This window comes from Clostridium oceanicum, assembly GCF_039521385.1.
In the GTDB taxonomy this organism is placed as follows: domain Bacteria; phylum Bacillota; class Clostridia; order Clostridiales; family Clostridiaceae; genus Clostridium_F; species Clostridium_F oceanicum.
The window spans coordinates 58,905-77,114 of sequence record NZ_BAAACG010000006.1; the positions used below are offsets into that span (position 1 = coordinate 58,905).

General features: G+C 26.8%; 17 protein-coding genes and 1 pseudogene. 15 read left to right on the plus strand and 3 right to left on the minus strand.

Annotation, left to right across the window (positions count from 1 at the left end; translation table 11 throughout):
- From rlmN to ABDZ71_RS03700, 7 genes are all read left to right on the plus strand, one after another.
- Nucleotides 1-1,029, plus strand: a complete 1,029-nt coding sequence (rlmN, locus tag ABDZ71_RS03670) for a dual-specificity RNA methyltransferase RlmN (RefSeq protein WP_343758981.1) — start codon at nt 1-3, stop codon at nt 1,027-1,029.
- Nucleotides 1,030-1,050: 21 nt separating this feature from the next.
- Nucleotides 1,051-1,800: a Stp1/IreP family PP2C-type Ser/Thr phosphatase gene (locus ABDZ71_RS03675; protein ID WP_343758983.1), complete on the plus strand. Its 750-nt coding sequence runs from the start codon at nt 1,051-1,053 to the stop codon at nt 1,798-1,800.
- Nucleotides 1,775-3,577: a Stk1 family PASTA domain-containing Ser/Thr kinase gene (gene pknB, locus ABDZ71_RS03680; protein WP_343758985.1), complete on the plus strand. Its 1,803-nt coding sequence runs from the start codon at nt 1,775-1,777 to the stop codon at nt 3,575-3,577. The genes ABDZ71_RS03675 and pknB overlap by 26 nt, the downstream gene beginning before the upstream one ends.
- 25 nt (nt 3,578-3,602) lie before the next feature.
- A complete protein-coding gene (rsgA, locus tag ABDZ71_RS03685) occupies nt 3,603-4,475 on the plus strand; it encodes a ribosome small subunit-dependent GTPase A (protein ID WP_343758987.1) in 873 nt (290 codons plus the stop codon).
- The gene (gene rpe, locus ABDZ71_RS03690; RefSeq protein WP_343758989.1) at nt 4,472-5,122 is read left to right on the plus strand and encodes a ribulose-phosphate 3-epimerase; all 651 of its coding nucleotides are present in this window, start codon (nt 4,472-4,474) and stop codon (nt 5,120-5,122) included. The genes rsgA and rpe overlap by 4 nt, the downstream gene beginning before the upstream one ends.
- Before the next feature lies 1 nt (nt 5,123).
- Entirely contained in the window at nt 5,124-5,759 is a 636-nt protein-coding gene (locus ABDZ71_RS03695) for a thiamine diphosphokinase (protein WP_343758991.1), read from the plus strand.
- Between the two features lie 274 nt (nt 5,760-6,033).
- Nucleotides 6,034-6,219 carry a hypothetical protein gene (locus ABDZ71_RS03700; protein ID WP_343758993.1) on the plus strand — a complete coding sequence of 62 codons (186 nt, stop codon included), beginning with the start codon at nt 6,034-6,036 and terminating at the stop codon, nt 6,217-6,219.
- Nucleotides 6,220-6,468: 249 nt separating this feature from the next.
- On the opposite strand, the gene rpmB is transcribed toward ABDZ71_RS03700, so the two are convergent.
- The gene (gene rpmB, locus ABDZ71_RS03705; RefSeq protein ID WP_343758995.1) at nt 6,469-6,660 is read right to left on the minus strand and encodes a 50S ribosomal protein L28; all 192 of its coding nucleotides are present in this window, start codon (nt 6,658-6,660) and stop codon (nt 6,469-6,471) included.
- Nucleotides 6,661-6,858: 198 nt separating this feature from the next.
- On the opposite strand from rpmB, the gene ABDZ71_RS03710 reads away from it, so the two are divergent.
- From ABDZ71_RS03710 to ABDZ71_RS03735, 6 genes are all read left to right on the plus strand, one after another.
- Entirely contained in the window at nt 6,859-7,209 is a 351-nt protein-coding gene (locus tag ABDZ71_RS03710; RefSeq protein ID WP_343758997.1) for an Asp23/Gls24 family envelope stress response protein, read from the plus strand.
- A 14-nt stretch (nt 7,210-7,223) separates the two neighbouring features.
- Nucleotides 7,224-8,882 (plus strand): DAK2 domain-containing protein, encoded by a 1,659-nt coding sequence (locus ABDZ71_RS03715; RefSeq protein ID WP_343758999.1) that lies wholly within the window; start codon nt 7,224-7,226, stop codon nt 8,880-8,882.
- Nucleotides 8,883-9,060: 178 nt separating this feature from the next.
- A complete protein-coding gene (recG, locus tag ABDZ71_RS03720; RefSeq protein ID WP_343759001.1) occupies nt 9,061-11,094 on the plus strand; it encodes an ATP-dependent DNA helicase RecG in 2,034 nt (677 codons plus the stop codon).
- A gap of 100 nt (nt 11,095-11,194) precedes the next feature.
- A complete protein-coding gene (gene rsmD, locus ABDZ71_RS03725; protein WP_343759003.1) occupies nt 11,195-11,752 on the plus strand; it encodes a 16S rRNA (guanine(966)-N(2))-methyltransferase RsmD in 558 nt (185 codons plus the stop codon).
- 3 nt (nt 11,753-11,755) lie between these two features.
- The gene (gene coaD / locus ABDZ71_RS03730; protein ID WP_343759005.1) at nt 11,756-12,238 is read left to right on the plus strand and encodes a pantetheine-phosphate adenylyltransferase; all 483 of its coding nucleotides are present in this window, start codon (nt 11,756-11,758) and stop codon (nt 12,236-12,238) included.
- Nucleotides 12,239-12,277: 39 nt separating this feature from the next.
- Nucleotides 12,278-12,802: an ATPase gene (locus tag ABDZ71_RS03735; RefSeq protein WP_343759007.1), complete on the plus strand. Its 525-nt coding sequence runs from the start codon at nt 12,278-12,280 to the stop codon at nt 12,800-12,802.
- On the opposite strand, the gene ylbJ is transcribed toward ABDZ71_RS03735, so the two are convergent.
- Nucleotides 12,803-13,969, minus strand: coding sequence for a sporulation integral membrane protein YlbJ (ylbJ, locus tag ABDZ71_RS03740; protein ID WP_343759009.1), 1,167 nt, complete (start codon nt 13,967-13,969; stop codon nt 12,803-12,805).
- Between the two features lie 147 nt (nt 13,970-14,116).
- A complete protein-coding gene (locus ABDZ71_RS03745; RefSeq protein WP_343759011.1) occupies nt 14,117-15,337 on the minus strand; it encodes a nucleotidyltransferase in 1,221 nt (406 codons plus the stop codon).
- 139 nt (nt 15,338-15,476) lie between these two features.
- Between ABDZ71_RS03745 and prdR the strand changes: the two genes are divergently transcribed.
- The gene (gene prdR, locus ABDZ71_RS03750) at nt 15,477-17,237 is read left to right on the plus strand and encodes a sigma-54 dependent transcriptional regulator PrdR (protein ID WP_343759013.1); all 1,761 of its coding nucleotides are present in this window, start codon (nt 15,477-15,479) and stop codon (nt 17,235-17,237) included.
- Nucleotides 17,238-17,495: 258 nt separating this feature from the next.
- Nucleotides 17,496-17,918: pseudogene (locus tag ABDZ71_RS03755) on the plus strand (sugar transporter); the annotation flags it as partial.
- Nucleotides 17,919-18,210: the final 292 nt, after the last annotated feature.

An 18,210-nucleotide genomic window follows, 5' to 3' on the forward strand; every position in this document is an offset into this window, starting at 1 on the left:
TTGAATAATATTTTAGACTTGAATTTAGAAGAACTAAAAGAGTGGATGGTTTCAAATGGAGAAAAAGCTTTTAGAGCTAAACAAGTTTTTGGTTGGATATATAGTAACTTTATTTGGGATTTTGACGCTATGAAGAACTTATCTAAGAATACTAAGGAAAAGCTTAAAGAAAACTTTTATGTGGGAATACCTAGGATAGTTAAAAAATTTAAATCAAAAGATGATGATACATGGAAATTTTTATTTAAATATCCTGATGGAAATATTATAGAATCTGTAGTTATGAAATATAAACATGGGAATTCTATTTGTGTGTCAACTCAAGTAGGTTGTAGAATGGGATGTAAATTTTGTGCATCTACAATAGATGGAGTAATTAGAGATTTAACTTGTGGAGAAATTTTAGGGCAAATTTTAGCAGCTCAAAAGGAAATAGAAGAAAGAATTTCTAATATAGTTTTAATGGGTAGTGGAGAACCTATGGATAATTTTAATAATGTGTTGAAATTTTTAAAATTAGTTGTAGCAGATTATACATTAAATATAGGACAAAGACATATAACTTTATCTACTTGTGGGATAGTTCCTAAAATAAAAGAGCTTGCAGATGAGAACATGCAGATAACTTTAGCAATATCTCTTCATGCTTCTAATGATGCAATGCGAAAAAATATAATGCCTATAGCAAACAAATACTCTATAAAAGAGGTATTAGATGCATGTAAATATTATATAAATAAAACAAATAGAAGAATTTCTTTTGAATATGCTTTAGTTAAAGGTGTAAATGATAGTAAGGAAAGTGCTACAGAATTAATAGGTTTATTAAAACCAATTATGTGTCATGTTAATTTAATCCCCGTAAATGAAATAAAAGAAAATGACTATGAAAAGTCTACATGTAAAAACATACATGAATTTGCAGAATTATTAAAGGTAAGTGGTATAGAAACTACTGTAAGGCGAGAAATGGGTTCAGATATAAATGCTGCTTGTGGACAATTGAGAAGAGATTATATTTCAGAATAATGAAAAAAGGGGTGCAAGATTATGTTGGGGATTTTATCTGATATAGGTAATGTTAGAAAGATAAATGAAGACTATGTAGGACATTTTATAAATAGAGAAATAGGATTTTACATAGTTGCAGACGGGATGGGTGGACACAATGCTGGAGAAGTTGCAAGTAAACTTGCTGTGGAAACTATAATAGATAACATTAAGTCTTTAAAAGATTATGAAAATATAGAAGAAATCCTAATAGAATCGATTTTAAAAGCTAATGAAAAGGTGTATAAATTAGCCAAGGAAAATTCAAAACTTAAAGGAATGGGAACAACAGTAACAGCTTGTTTAGTAAAAAATCAAAATATGGTAGTTGCAAATGTAGGAGACAGTAGCTGTTATAAACTTAAGAAAAATGGTGTTTTTAAAATAACTAAAGATCATTCATATGTACAACAACTTATAGATAAAGGTACAATTACAAAAGAAGAAGCTAATACTCATCCTAATAAGAATGTAATTACGAGGGCTCTAGGGACATTTGACTCAGTAAAAGTAGACACCTTTAGTGTCAATTTAAATGATGTGTACAAAGTTTTATTATGTACAGATGGTCTTACTAATTATGTTAATGAAAATGAAATGTACGATATAATAATGAATAATAAGACTGATAATAAATTAGCATGTAACCAACTTGTAGATCTTAGTAATCTAAAAGGTGGAAAAGATAATATATCAGTTATCCTATTTGAAGGAGAGTGTAGAGATGATAGGGAAAATGTTGGGCGATAGGTATGAATTGCTAGAAAAAATTGGAGAAGGTGGCATGGCAGTAGTTTATAAAGCTAAATGTCACTATCTAAACAGATTTGTTGCTATCAAAATATTAAAAGATCAATTTTGTAATGATAAAGAATTCGTAGAAAAATTTAAAAGAGAAGCTACTTCTGTTGCAAGCTTAGGAGATAACAATATAGTAAATATTTATGATGTAGGATCAGAGGAAGATATACATTATATTGTTATGGAATACGTTAAAGGAAAAACTTTAAAAGAACTAATAGATGAAAAAGGTAAACTAAATAACAATGAAGCTCTTTCTTTATCAATCCAAATAGCTAATGCATTAGTATGTGCTCATAAAAATAATATTGTGCACAGAGATATAAAACCTCATAATATATTACTTACAGAAGAAAATATAGTTAAGGTTACAGATTTTGGTATAGCTAAAGCTTCCGGTTCTGCAACTATAACTAATTCAAGTAAAGTTATGGGATCAGCTCATTATTTTTCTCCAGAACAAGCAAAAGGTAGTTTTGTGGATTTTAAGACTGATATATATTCTTTAGGTATAGTTATGTATGAAATGCTTACAGGGAAAGTTCCTTTTGATGCAGAAAGTGCTGTGTCTGTAGCTTTAAAACATATACAAGATGCGCCAACTGCACCTAAAGATTTAAATAAGGATATACCAGATAGCTTAAATAATTTGATATTAAAATGTTTAGAAAAGGATCCTATAAGAAGATACCAATCAGTAAAAGAGTTATCAGAAGATCTAACTAAAATAAAAAATAATGAAGACGTTAATATAAACAATATGATGGAAAATGATATGACTAGAGTATTAGATACTGATTTAGTTAATGACAAATTAAAAGAAGATTCTGATTTAGAAGATGAAGATGATTTTGAAGAAGATGAAGAAGACTTTGAAGAAAAGCCAAAAAGAAAAAGATCTAAAAAAATAAATAATAAACTTATAATTGGAGCAATTGCAGTGCTTGTTATTGTAATAGGATCTGTGGCAGCTTTCTTTTCTTTTGGTAAATCAGATGCTGGAGATAAGGTAGAAGTTCCTAATATAGTAGGAATGACTAAAGAAGATGCAGAGAAAGCTTTAAAAGAGAAAAATCTTAAATTAACAGTCGCTCAAAAGGTTAAAAGTGATAAAAAAGAAGGTACAATTGTAGAATCTTATCCACCATCAGGAACAAAAGTAAAAAAAGATTCTGAAGTTAGAGTAAGTATAAGTGGAGGAAAAATCTTAACTGTGCCTGATTTAAAAGGGATGGATTTACAGTCTGCTAAAGATCTTATAAATAATAGTGATTTAAAAGTAGGAGATGTAAGTAGAGAATATAGTGATTCAGTGCCAGAAGGTAATATAATAAGTCAAAGTTTAAATACAGGTGAAGAAGTAAAAGAAGGAACAAAGATAGATTTAGTTGTTAGTAGAGGTGAAAACCTAGAAGAAAAAAGGAGGCAACAAAGAGAAGCTGAAAAGCAAAGGAAAAGAGAAGAAGAAGCCCAAAGAAAAGCACAAGAAGCCCAAAGAAAAGCTCAAGAAGAAGCCCAAAGAAAAGCGGAAGAGCAAAGAAGAGCTGAAGAGCAACAAAAACCAGATCCACAGCCAAAACCGGATAAACCAGAGCCGGATAAACCAGAGCCGGATAAACCAGAGCCGGATAAGCCAGAGCCAGATAAACCACAACCGGATAATCCAGATCCAAGTCAACCTACTAATGGAAGCGGTAGTGGAAGCGGACAAAACAATAGTAATTAACCTTTAAAGTTATTTAGGAGGAAATATGAGAGGAACAATAATAAAAGGAATAGGCGGATTTTATTATATAAAAATAGATGGTTCTGATGAAGTAGTGGAATGTAAGGCTAGGGGTAAGTTTAGAAAATCTAAACTTACCCCTATGATTGGTGATGAAGTAGAAATTATTATAGAAAAAGGCAAAGGTGTTATAGATGAAATTTATGATAGAAAGAGTGAACTTATAAGGCCGGCTGTTTCTAATGTAACTCAAGCTTTAGTTGTATTTTCTTTTAAAAATCCTGAAATAAATATAGATTTATTAAACAAATTTTTGCTTATATGTGAGTATAATAATTTAAAAGCTACTGTATGTTTTAATAAGTTAGATTTAATAAAGGAAAAAGAATGTGAAAATACAATATCTATGATAGAGAAGGCAGGATATGATATAATATTTTTGAATGCTAAAAAAGGTATTGGTATGGATAAAGTAAAAGAGAAAATAAAAGGTAATGTTACAGTGTTATGTGGACCTTCTGGAGTTGGAAAATCAACTATATTAAATGAAATAACAGGAAAAGAAACTATGGCTACAGGAGATATAAGCAAAAAGCTAAAAAGAGGGAAACATACCACAAGACATAGTGAACTTATTTATGTAGATGAAGGACTTGTTGTGGATACTCCAGGATTTTCTTCTGTAAATATAGACTTTATGGATAAAGAAGATTTGCAATATGATTTTCCAGAGTTTAGAGAGTATATAGGTGGTTGTAAGTATAATGGATGTCTTCATTACAAAGAGCCTTCTTGTGTTGTTAAGGAAGCTGTGGAGAAGGGAGATATACATAAAGATAGATATGAATTTTATATAAAAACTTTAGAAAGTATTATAAATAGGAGGAATAAAAGATGATGAAATTAGCCCCATCAATATTATCAGCAGATTTTTCAAATTTAGGTGAGGATATAAAAACTATAGATAAATATGGAGCAGATGTTATACATATAGATGTTATGGATGGAATGTTTGTACCTAATATTTCTTTTGGTGTTCCAATAATGAAAAGCATAAGAAAATTTACTGAAAAAACTTTTGATGTACATCTTATGATTGAAGATCCTGCAAGATATGTAGAGGATTTCGTAAAAGCAGGAGCTGACATAATTACAGTTCATTATGAAGCAGATAGACATATAGATAGAACAATACAATACATAAAAAGTTTAGGATGTAAAGCTGCTATCGCTTTAAATCCAGGTACTCCAGTTTCAGTTATAAAAGATTTAATACCTAATTTAGATATGGTTCTTATTATGTCTGTTAATCCTGGTTTTGGTGGACAAAAATATATAGATTATTGCTCAGATAAGATAAAAGAAGTTAAAAAGTTAAGTGAAAAGTGTAATCCTAATTTACTTATAGAAGTAGATGGTGGAGTTAATAAAGATAACATAAAAAATGTAGTAGATTGTGGAGCTAATGTAATAGTTGCAGGTTCTGCTGTATTTAAAAACGGGGAAGTTGAAAAAAATATAAAGGACTTAAGAGAGGCGTTATAAAATGAAAGCACTTATATTAGCTGGAGGAAAAGAACCTTCTTTTGATATTTTAAAAGAGGAAGCTAAAAATAGTGATTATATAATTTGTGCTGATAGAGGAGCAAACTGTTTATATAAATATAATATAGTACCAGATTATCTTTTAGGTGATTTTGATTCTATAAATAAAGATATATTAGACTTTTTTAAAAATAAAGAATGTAAAATGGAAGTTTATCCACCGGAAAAAGATTATACAGATACTTATATAGCACTTAAAAGGGCTATGGATTTAAAGGTTTCTGAAGTGGTTTTCTTAGGGGCTACTGGAACTAGATTTGATCATGTATTAGGTAATTTAGGGTTATTAGATATATGTTTAGAAAATCATATAAAAGCTTATATAAGAGATGATAACAATAAAATTATGTTATTAGATAAATCCATAGATTTTAAAGCTCAAAGAGATAAATATTTTTCTGTACAAGCCTATGAGAATAAAGTGGAAGGCTTTTGTTTAAAAAATGCTAAATATCCTTTAGATAACTATACATTAAAAGTAGGAGATACTTTAACTATTTCTAATGAGTTTGTAGAAAAAGACTTAGAAATATCTTTTGAAAAAGGGAAAGTTATATTTATAATTAGTAATGATTAAAAATATTTGGAGAAATAATTAAATAGAATATTTAAAAGCTTTATAGTGAGTATACCTTCACTATAAAGCTTTTATTATTAATAAAATATTATAAGTTTATAGGTTAAGTATATAAAGAAAATAAATTAAGTTTTTTAGTAAAGTAAATAGTTTTTATGATAATATATGTTTTGATTTTTAATCTTTTTTATAAAGTTATAACTTAGTTATAAAAGTAACAGTTATATTTTAATGAGCATATAGATATTATATAGATTTATAAGGAGGCATTGGTGTGTCTTATAAGAGACGGTCTAAACATAGGAAACATAGAAAGAAAAAGAAAAGATTAGGACTTACAGCTGGTGCTATAGGTATTCTTATGATTATAGGAATAATTGTTCCTATATGGGGCTGGCTTTTAGGAGTTGGATCTGCTTTGATATACTTTGGATGGAATTTAATTAATACACATAAATAAATTTAATTATTTTATAATTTATGTTTGATAGATATTAATTATTATTTGATATATTTAAATTATTAATTTTAAATTGATATTGTTAACTTATAATTATAGATTAAATATAGAGGTGTTGTTATGAAGATTATGGCTCTTAAATTGCCCAAATTCTTATCTTATATAATAAAAAAGGTAAGAAAGGATAAAAATTAAATAAAAGAACATAAAATAAAAAATGCAATTGTTATAACAACTGCATTTTTTATGCTATATAGCACGTTGTACTTTACCAGAACGTAAGCATCTAGTACAAACGTGAACTCTTTTAGGAGCACCATTAACTATAGCTTTAACTCTCTTTATGTTAGGAGCAAAGGATCTTTTTGATTGACGATGTGAATGGCTGTATTGAACACCATAAACTACGCCTTTGCCGCATATTTCACACTTTCTTGACATGAAAACACCTCCTTAAAATTGTGAAGTCAGAGCTTCTCAATTCAAACACAAATTATTTTATCACAAATTGTAGGCTATATGCAAGCAAAATAGTAATTAAAAGCATTAAAAATTATAAATAATTGTATATTTCCTTGAATAAATGGCCATTTTAATATAAAATAATCTATATGATGTCATGATGAGGAGGTTTCTTTAATGATAGGAAATATAAGCAATGAGTATGGATATATAAATTATAATGAAGACGTAGTTGCAAACATTGTAGGTGTGTCTACAATGGAGTGCTATGGTGTAGTAGGAATGGCCTCTAAGAATGCTAGAGACGGTTTATGGGAATTAATTAAAGGTGGAAGCTTTAATAGAGGAGTTAAGATTAAAGTAAATGATGAAAAGTTAAGTATAGAATTATATATAATAGTTGAATATGGAACAAAAATTTCAGTTATAGCTAATAATATTATTCAAAAGATTAGATACAACCTAGAAAATTATACAGGAATTAAGGTTTCTAGTATTACAGTTAATGTTCAGGGTGTCAGAGTTTAGGAGGTAATTTACTGATGGAGTATACTAAGATAACAGGAATAGACTTTTATAATATGGTGGTGAATGGTAGTAACAAGCTTGAAAACAAAAAAGAGTTTGTAAATTCACTTAATGTATTTCCAGTTCCAGATGGAGATACAGGTACTAATATGTCTATGACTTTTAGATCCGCTGTTAATGAAATAAAAGATGCACAAAGTGAAACTATAGGAGACCTAGCTAAAAAGCTAGCAAGAGGAGCTCTAATGGGTGCTAGAGGTAATTCAGGAGTTATACTATCACAAATATTTAGAGGTATAGCTAAGGGATTAGAAGGCAAAGAAGAAGTGGATGCAGTAGAGCTAGCTAGTGCTTTAGGAGAAGGTTCAAAATCAGCTTATAAAGCTGTAATGAGACCTACAGAAGGTACTATATTAACAATAATAAGAGCAGCAGCTGAAAGTGGAGTGAAAAGTGAAGCAAGTAATATAACAGATTTAATGGAAGAAGTATGCCAGTATAGTGAAACTATATTAAACAAGACTCCTGAAATGTTACCAGTGCTTAAAGAAGCTAAAGTTGTTGATGCTGGAGGAATGGGATTACTTATAATATTAGAAGGTATGTATGAAGCCTTAAAAAATCATTTAGAAGTAGAAATAGAAGAAGAAAATGAAACAGGTAATTTAGAAAATGAGGGATCTTCAGTAAAAGAATTTAATACTGAAGATATAAAATATGGATATTGTACTGAGTTTTTCATATTAGCTGATAAAGTTGATGTAGATGGATTTAGAAATGAACTATCTCCTTTAGGTGATTCTATGATAGTTGTAGCATCTGAAGGATTAGTAAAAGTTCATATTCATACTAATGACCCAGGAAATATACTATCAAAAGCTATAAAACTAGGATCTCTTTCTAAAATAAAAATAGATAATATGAGAGAACAACATAGACATCTACTAGTAGATAAAGATAAAGAAGAAAGAAGTACTGCTGTAGATAGTGATGATTTTGTGGAAGAAAAAGAATTAAAACCCTATGGATTTATATCAGTAGCCTTAGGCGAAGGTATTAGCGATATTTTTAAAGATATTGGGGTAGATGTAGTTATAGAAGGCGGTCAAACTATGAATCCTAGTACAGAGGATATAGTTAAAGCTGTAGAGAGTATAAATGCAGAGAATATATTTATATTCCCTAATAATAAAAATATAATAATGGCATCTAATCAAGCAGCTGAATTAGTTGATAAAAATGTTGTAGTAATACCAACTAAAACAATACCACAAGGAATAACTTCTATAACTGTTTTTAATCCTGATTTAAAACCAGAAGAAAATGAAAAAGCTATGAAAGAAATAATAGGTACAGTTAGTACTGGATCTATAACTTATGCTGTAAGAGATACAGAGATAGATGGAAAAGAAATAAAAGAAGGTAATATATTAGGATTAAAAGAAGGTAAAATATCAAAAGTAGGAAGTAATCCATTAGATGTATGTGAAGATGTAATTGATGATATGGTTACAGAAGACAGTGAACTTATAAGTTTATTCTATGGTGAAGATTGTAAAGAAAATGAAGTTAATGAATTTGTAGAAAAATTAGAAGATAAATATGGAGATATGGATATTCAATGTTATTATGGTAAACAACCATTATATTACTTTATAATATCAGTAGAATAGTGAACATATTAAGGAATATTTAAACAGTTTATACCTAAGTAAAAAGAGCCTTTTAGGGCTTTTTTTACTTATTAGGAAATCACAGAATTTTAAAATTGTAGACTATATAAATTCCTATTATATTCTTATAAATATAGTATGAATTTATATTACTAGGTTCTTATATAGGAGGAATTCTATGAATATGTATGAAAATATAAGTTCCTTAAAAGGAGTAGGACCTAAAACTTTAGAACAGTTAAATAAATGTATGATTTTTAATGTTTTGGATTTACTTTTATATTTTCCTAGGGACTATGAATTTATAGAAGTTTGTAATAACGGAGCTAAGGCAGGGAAGGTTATTATAAAAGCTGAAGTTGAAGAAATAAAAAGAGATGTAAGGACAAGGAATGGAAAAACTATTACTAATATAATATTAAATGATGGGAATAAAGAGATTAAAGCAGTTTGGTTTAATCAACCTTATATGAAAAGACAATTTTCTATAGGAAAAGCTTATATCCTTGAAGGTTCTATAAAAGAATATAGAGGAGTTTTAACTTTAAATAATCCAAAAATAATTAAAGATTTTAAACCAGTTGAAGTTAAAAATAGAATATTGCCTAAATATCCTTTAAAAGGTAACTTGAAGAATAGTTTATTTGAAAAATTAATAAATGACATTTTAAGTAAAGTTAAAATAGAAGAAAATTTACCTAAAAGATTAATAGATAAATATAAATTATGTTCTTTAGATTTGGCTATTAGAAGTATACATAAACCTAAAGATAAAAAGGGCCTTATAGATGCTAAAAGAAGGCTTAAGTTTCAAGAATTACTAACTTATTGTTTAAAGACATGTATGCTTACAAAATATTTAAAAGAGAAAGATCAAGGGATTTCTTTTAAAACATCAGAGGATACTTTAAATTTAATAGAGAATCTTCCTTTTAAGTTAACTTCTGCTCAAAGTAAGGTTTTAAAAGAGATATTCAAAGATCAAAACTCAAATAAGCCTATGAATAGGTTGCTTCAGGGAGATGTAGGAAGTGGAAAAACTATAGTTTCTTTGATATCTGTTTTAAATGTTATAAATAATGGGTATCAAGCAGTTATTATGGCTCCTACAGAAATATTAGCGGTGCAGCATTATGAAGAGGCTAAATCTATATTTAAAGAATATAACTTAAATATAAGATTACTTTCTGGAAGTGTAAAGCAATCAGAAAAAAAGACAATAAAGAAAGATTTAGCTTTTGGAGAAATTGATTTGATTATAGGTACCCATGCTTTATTAGAAGATGATGTTGAATTTAAAAAATTAGGATTAGTTGTAACAGATGAACAACATAGATTTGGTGTTATGCAAAGAAGTAAGATTTTAAATAAAGGAAATAGTCCAGATACATTAGTTATGAGTGCTACACCTATTCCTAGAACTTTAACTTTAAGTCTTTATGGAGATTTAGATGTTTCTATAATTGATGAGCTTCCACCAGGAAGGCAAAAGATTGATACTTATTATGTTAATAAAAATTATAGAAAAAGAGTATACACTTTTGCTTTAAAACAAGTAAAAGAAGGAAGACAAGTATATATAGTTTGTCCTTTAGTTGAGGAAAATGAAACATTGGAGTTAAACTCTGTAGAAAAACTTTTTAATGAATTAAAAGAACTATATTTTAAAGATATAGAAGTTTTCATATTGCATGGGAAAATGCCACCGAAAGAAAAAGATCATATTATGAAAAAGTTTAAAGATGGGGATATAGACGTTTTAATATCAACTACAGTAATAGAAGTTGGAGTTAATGTTCCAAATGCAACTCTTATGATAATAGAAAACTCTGAAAGGTTTGGGTTAGCCCAATTACACCAGCTTAGGGGAAGGGTTGGAAGAGGAATTTTTAAATCTTATTGTATTTTAATTGCTAACATTAAAAATGATATAATAAAAAGAAGAATGGAAGTTATGAAAAATAGTAATGATGGTTTTTTTATTGCAGAAGAAGATTTAAAGCTAAGAGGTAGTGGAGAAATTTTTGGATTTAGACAGCACGGCGAGGACAATTTGCTTTTGGCTAATATAGTAGATGATATGAATATATTAAAGATAGCTAATAATGAGGCGAAAAATATATTAAAAAGTAATGATAAAGATGATATTAAGATAAAAAAAGAGGTTAAAAATAAAATAAAAGACAACTCTAAATTTATATGCTTTAATTAAAACACATATTTTTGTGAATGAATATTATTTATGTTAAAATATTATAAGAAATTTAGATTAATATATAAGTTTTATAGTTTCTTAAGGAGGAAAAATCAGCATGAGAATCATATCAGGAAGTGCTAGAGGAAGAAAAATTTTATCGCCAGAGAGTAGAGTAACTAGACCTACTTTAGATAGAATAAAAGAATCAATTTTTAATATTATACAAAATAGAGTTTATGGTTCTAAAGTTTTGGATGTTTTTGCAGGAACAGGAAGTTTAGGATTAGAAGCTGCAAGTCGTGGAGCAGAATTTTCTTACTTGATAGATAGAAGCCCAGAGACATATCCATTACTTAGGAAAAATATAGAAAATTTGAAATTTGAAGATATATGTAAAAGTTTTAATATGGATTCCTATGAAGGGTTAAAAGAATTTTCAAGAAGAAATATAGTTTTTGATTTAATATTTGTAGATCCGCCTTATGCTAAGGAAATGATACCTCCAGCTATTAAAATAATAGAAGAAGAGGGTTTATTACAAAAGAATGGGTTGATAGTTAGTAAAATAGATTCAAAAGAAGAAATATATGAAGGTAGTGAGAAAATTAAATTAGTTAGACATAAAAAATATGGTAATACAACTATTTGTTTTTATGAGTACAAGGAGGACTAAAAAGTGAAAGTAGCAATATATCCTGGAAGTTTTGACCCTATAACTAATGGACATCTAGATATAATACATAGAGCCTCAAAAGTTTTTGATAAGGTAATTGTATCAATTTTAGTCAATCCAGAAAAAAAAGGTCTTTTTTCTATAGATAAAAGAGTTGAACTTATAAAGAAAGTTACTAAAGATTGCGAAAATGTAGAAGTAGATAGTTTTCAAGGACTTTTAGTAAACTTTATGAATAAAAAAGAATCTAAAGTTATTATAAAAGGATTAAGAACAGTATCAGACTTTGAATATGAATTTAAAATGGCTCTTATGAATAATAAATTAGATTCAAGTATTGAAACTGTATTTATGATGGCTAATGCTAAATATTCTTATGTTAGTTCTTCTTCTGTAAAAGAAGTGGCTATGTTTGGAGGATCTATAGAAGGTTTAGTACCTAAAGAAATAATACCAGATATAAAAAAACAGGTGAGCAATAAATAATTTTATTTTACCAATGAATATAGGAAGGGAGATGTGACTGTGGATGTTATCAAGCTTTTAGAATATTTACAAGAAACAATAGAGTCAGCTTCTTCTATACCGTTAACAGGAAAGGTTACTATCAATAAAAAAGAAAGTTTAGAAGTTATTGATAGAGTAATTAACTGTTTACCAGATGAGTTTAAAAAGGCTAAGTGGATATGTGAACAAAAGGAAAAAATATTACAAGAAGCTATGGAAGAAGCTGAAAATATGAAAACTCATAATATGAAGATACTGAAAAAACAAATAGAAAATCATAACATAATTAAAGAAGCTAATATAAAATCTGACCAAATAATAAATGAAGCAAAAAAAGAGGGGAATTTTATAAGAAAAGCTGCTAGAAATTATGCAGATGAAATTCTTTGTAATTTAGAAGAAGAAATACAAAATAAAAGTGATGATATAATTTATAACATAGAAAAAAATTTAGAAGCTTTTTCAGCTTCATTAGAAGAAAGTATTAATTTAAGAACGGATGTTATAAAAGATAATATAAAAGAACTTAGAAATATGAAATAGTTATAATTTTCTTTTTGTTATAGTTTTATATAATATTATAGGAAGTATTAAAATAATAACTAATGATAAAAATAATAAATTGGATTGTATATGTGAAGTTTTGTTAAATCTAGAAAAAGCATTTAATGAAACATTAAGCATAGGTATTTTATAAAGTAAAATACAAATTATAGATCCTATAATTCCTTGGAAAATTTTTATTTTTATATATCTTTTCATATTTAAGTTGTGTTTATATGTGAATGAATATACTTGTGATGTTACTGAAAAACCACTAAAACATAATAAAAAGCTTATGGTAAATAATTTTACATATAAATTTACAGAGCTTAATGAAATTAAATAACATCCATTAGTCATTTCTATTAGTCCTAAAATAAAACCTTCAATAAGGTTTTTATCTAAAGAAAAAATATTACATATGTTATTTAAAGAGGTTTGAAACATTGTATTGTTTTTTATTATATTTAAAAGTACAGAAAAAAGAATAATAAATCCTGCTATATTTAAACAAGTTTTTATAGAATTATCTACACTAGTTTTTAATACTTCTCCTATATTTTTAGGAGAAGTATTTATTTTAGGTTTTGTATATCTATATTTTAAATCATTAAAATTTGGAGTAAGCAAACCTATTATTATACAAGATATATAATTTGATATAAGTAGTAAATATCCTGCATAAGGATTTTGAAGCATAGAAGTACCTACAGACCCAATTATAAAGAGTGGGCCAGCATTTGAAGCAATATTTATTAACCTTTGACAGGTTGGATAGTCTATATCTCCTCTTTCGTAAAGGTCACAAGAGTATTTTGCTCCTAAAGGATATCCGCATAAAGCGCTTACTACTAAAGGAAGGCTGCATTTTTCTGTAACCCTTAAAGGAGGACATAAAACTCTGCCTAAAAGTTTAGAATATATATAAACTCCATCACAATTTATTATTATATTTATAAGTATTAAAAAAGGAAACAATGAAGGAAATACTTTATAAAAAAATAAATTTGATCCAGATATAGTTGACTCTATACAAAGTTTTGGATTTAGAATTATATATACTATTAATATTGATGAAATTATTGAAATAATTAAGTTTTTGCTTTTAAAAATTATAAAAAGTAAAGATATAATGCATAGGAATATAATACAAAAAAGTAAAGTCAAATTTTTTCTCCCTAAAGTGATTTAATATAATTATATTTTAAAAATATAATTATATTACAGTATTGTGGTTAACTTTAAGAAAGTTATATAGTTATATTTAGTTTTACTTATATTATATTTAAGTTGAACTATTAAATAATTAATAATTTATTTTATGATTATTGGACTTTTTAAATAATCTTCATGCATACTTATATTTTTGTTTAATAAACTATAAGCTTTAGTTGATGCAATATCTAAATTTAATATAGGATCAGGATTTTTAGGGATTTTGCTATATAAATTAATATTAGAGGTTTTCTTTATTTCTTTTAATATTGAAGCTCCTTTTTTATTAAAACCTAAAATTCTAGCATAATTGCAAACTTCTTTTCTCCATAAATTTGTAGGGTGATTTTCAAAACCTATAAAATATTGGCATAGAATTCTAGAGATTCTAGTATAAGTATATCTTTTGCTTTTTATAGATAATACCAAATCATTGAAAGTTGAATTTTTATTTAATAATAGTTTAGATATTCTATTTTCAAGGCCTTCTTTTATATCTGGTAGATTATTTAATTTATTATTTTCTGATATATTTTTATATTGTATGAATTTTGTCATAGAATTTTCTAGGTTAAAATCAAAATTTGAATCTTTTAATTTTTTTAACACATTAAAAGTATTTAAAGGAATATGATTTTCTAAAAGGGATATATCATCCTTTTCTTTTAAATATTTTCTTATAGAAGATGCACTAGAATATTTTAAATTTAAATCTTCGTCATTATAATTAGAACCTTTTCTTTCTATTGTATAAGGAGTTATATTACTTTTAAGTTTTTTCAAAGATTTCATATATTCAATGCCTAATATATTGTTAGAAGAGCTTATTATAGAAGTTAAGGAATTTTTAGAGAATTTATACTTTTTATTAAATTCATCTAAAGCTATATTTCTTGCTTTAGCATAAGAGTTACCCTCATCTAAAGAATTTTTTAAAAACTTTTTATAATCTAAGGGCTCATCTAAGAGTATTTTTGATATAATATCTAAATCTTTTGTATTACCGCTTTCGCTTCCAAAACAAATACTATTAACTATATTTAATTTATCTAGTATTCCTACAGCTCCTAAAGAGAAAAATTCAGCAGAGGATAGACTATAAATTGTAGGAAGTTCTATAACTAAATCTACTCCATTTAAAAGAGCTATATTAGCTTTAGTCCATTTATCTAAAATAGAAGGTAATCCTCTTTGAACGAAATTACCACTCATAATAGCTATTATGCCATCACAATTAGTTAATTTTTTAGTTTCTTCTATATGTTTTATGTGTCCCTTATGCATAGGGTTATATTCAACAATTATTCCAGCAATATTCATTGTTATCATTCCTTTTTTTACAAATTATTTATATAAATTTATATATGTGTTAATATAATATATATACATATTATATAATAGCATAAACCATTTTATTGTGTATTATTAATAATCTTCTAAAGCGTTGGAGGAATTTATAATGAATAGTGGCATACAGTTGATTTATACAGTTAAAGATATAATGAATAAGGATTTTTTGAAAATTAAAGCTTCTAGCAGGGTATCAATGGCTCTTGATAACATGCTAAACTTAGAGAAAAATGAAATGCTCCTAGTAGACGATAATAATAATTTAGTAGGAGTTTTTACTAAAAATGATTTATATAAATTAAAAGATGAATATAGTACTTTTTATGAAGTTCTAGAAAAGAAAATAGTACAAAAACCTATAACTATTACTCAGGAAAAATCTATAATCGTTGCTAGAAATACTATGGTTAAAAACAATATAAAAAGATTACCTATATTAGATAAAGATGAAAAAGTTGTAGGTCTTATACATTTACATAATTTAAATGATGAGTTTTATAAAAATGTGGAGGAACTATACACTCTACAAGATAACATATTAGAAAATATGCATGAAGCAGTTTGTATAACAAATAGCAAAGGTGTAATAATATACTGGAATAAAAGTTCAGAAGAATTATATGGAGTAAATAGAAAAGATATTTTAGGTAAAAAAATATATGATGTATTCCCTAATGCTCTTATAACTAAAGTGCTTAAAAATCCTAGAAAAATAACAAATGTTAATAATGAACCTTATCCCGGTAAAACGGTTATATTAAGTGCGGTACCTATATATAATAGTAAAAATAAGCTTTTAGCTGTTGTTTCTACAGATAGAGATGTAACAGAAGTTATATCATTATCAAAGGAACTTATGAAAGAAAAAAAGAAGGTAGAATTTTTTGAAAGTGCTTATAAAAAGGAAATAGCATCAAATTATAGCTTTTCTTCTATAATAGGTAAAAGTTCAAAAGTAATAGAGAACATAAGTATTGCTAAAAAGGTAGCACCTACTTCTGCTAGTGTTTTAGTTACTGGAGAAAGTGGTACCGGTAAAGAAGTATTTGCAAAATCCATACATAAAGCTAGTGGAAGGACTGGAAATTTTGTTCCTATTAACTGTAGTGCAATACCTGAGAATTTATTTGAAAGTGAATTGTTTGGATATGTAGGAGGAACTTTTACTGGATCCCTTAAAGAAGGTAAAATAGGTAAGTTTGAGTTTGCTAATAATGGTACTTTATTTTTAGATGAAATAGGTGATATGCCTTTAAGTATGCAAGCAAAATTTTTAAGAGTTCTTCAAGATGGAATGATATATAGAATAGGAAGTCAAAAGGGGATAAAAGTTAATTGTAGAATAGTTGCAGCTACAAATAGAAATCTTCCTAATATGATAAAAGAAGGAAAGTTTAGAGAAGATTTATTTTATAGGTTTGCTGTTGTTCAAATAGAATTACCTCCTTTAAGAGAGAGAAGAGAAGATATAAAAGATTTTATAAATTTATTTATAAACCAAGTGTCTTGTCAAGAAGATATAAAAATAAACAGTGTAGAAAATAGTGTTTATAATGCATTATCTGCTTATGAATGGGAAGGGAATATAAGAGAACTTAAAAATGTAGTAGAGAGAATGGTTGTTTTATCTACAGATGGGAAAGTTACATTAGATTCAGTTCCAAAGCATATCATAGAGGATATAAGGGATATAAAAGAAGGTTCTTCTCATAAATATGATTTAAATGAAAGGGTTAAAAATACAGAGAAAAAGATTATAAAAGAAGTTATGAAAATAACAAAAGGGAATAAGAAAAAAGCAGCTGAAATATTAAGAATAAAAAGAAGTACATTATATTATAAGCTTAAACAGTATGATTTTATTGAATAGATAAAATATAGAGTATTACAAAATAATGCTATTGTTGTTACAATATATAAAATATGATATTATATTTATGGATATAGTCGAATTTTTAAACAATTTTTGACAAAATATCTACTGAACCACATTGAAATAAATATGAAGATAATATTTAAATTCATATTTATTTTCATAGGTCTAGTTTAATTGGTTATACTATTAATATGAAAATTTCTATATAAGAAATTTTAAAATAAAGATTTCAAACTTAGGAGGTATATTATTATGTCAATGTCAGCAGAACATGCAGAAGAACTAAAAAATGAATCAGCCGTTGTGTGCTGTAGAACAGAAGAAGGAACAGTATTAACAGCAGAAAATTTAGAAGATCCAGATATATTCCCAGATATGGTGGATTCAGGATTATTAAATATTCCAGATGATTGTTTGAAAGTAGGACAAGTAATAGGAGCTAAACTACTTAAAACTATAGATTCATTAACACCTTTAACTCCAGCTATAGTAGAAGGAGCAAAAGAATTAGAAGGATCAAATGAAAAAGAAGAAGTTTCAAAAGAAGAAGTAGCAGAAGAAGCTCAAGTAGAAGAGCCTTGTGAATACTTAGAAGATGCAGAGTCTTATGTTGAAGATGGAGTACTTAAAATAAGAATTGAAGAAGGAAAAGGTATAGATATAGAGTTACCTTTATAATATTCTAGTTTGTATTCGTTTAAAATTATAGAAGAAGCTAATAGTTAGGAACTATTAGCTTCTTTTTTTATTATTTTGGAAATTATAAAGTTTTTAGTAATATATTCTTTTAATCTTAATATGTTAAAATCAAGATTTTATATAAAACCTTAAAAAATATGTATTTTAAATTATAAACTATATTTTTGCTATATAATATTTATAAAAAATAGAATGTATACCTTTTAAATTGTTATAAATTTATTATTTTCATACTAAAGAAAATATAATTTTTATCAATATATATTAA

Excerpts from the sequence above, each read along its gene's own strand:
- rpe (WP_343758989.1), top strand. The coding sequence starts at position 4,472 with ATGATGAAATTAGCCCCATCAATATTATCAGCAGATTTTTCAAATTTA.
- rsmD (WP_343759003.1), top strand. The coding sequence starts at position 11,195 with ATGAGAATCATATCAGGAAGTGCTAGAGGAAGAAAAATTTTATCGCCA.
- ABDZ71_RS03695 (WP_343758991.1), top strand. The coding sequence starts at position 5,124 with ATGAAAGCACTTATATTAGCTGGAGGAAAAGAACCTTCTTTTGATATT.
- prdR (WP_343759013.1), top strand. The coding sequence starts at position 15,477 with ATGAATAGTGGCATACAGTTGATTTATACAGTTAAAGATATAATGAAT.
- rsgA (WP_343758987.1), top strand. The coding sequence starts at position 3,603 with ATGAGAGGAACAATAATAAAAGGAATAGGCGGATTTTATTATATAAAA.
- rpmB (WP_343758995.1), bottom strand. The coding sequence starts at position 6,660 with ATGTCAAGAAAGTGTGAAATATGCGGCAAAGGCGTAGTTTATGGTGTT.
- ABDZ71_RS03715 (WP_343758999.1), top strand. The coding sequence starts at position 7,224 with ATGGAGTATACTAAGATAACAGGAATAGACTTTTATAATATGGTGGTG.
- ABDZ71_RS03745 (WP_343759011.1), bottom strand. The coding sequence starts at position 15,337 with ATGAATATTGCTGGAATAATTGTTGAATATAACCCTATGCATAAGGGA.
- pknB (WP_343758985.1), top strand. The coding sequence starts at position 1,775 with ATGATAGGGAAAATGTTGGGCGATAGGTATGAATTGCTAGAAAAAATT.
- ABDZ71_RS03675 (WP_343758983.1), top strand. The coding sequence starts at position 1,051 with ATGTTGGGGATTTTATCTGATATAGGTAATGTTAGAAAGATAAATGAA.
- ABDZ71_RS03710 (WP_343758997.1), top strand. The coding sequence starts at position 6,859 with ATGATAGGAAATATAAGCAATGAGTATGGATATATAAATTATAATGAA.
- recG (WP_343759001.1), top strand. The coding sequence starts at position 9,061 with ATGAATATGTATGAAAATATAAGTTCCTTAAAAGGAGTAGGACCTAAA.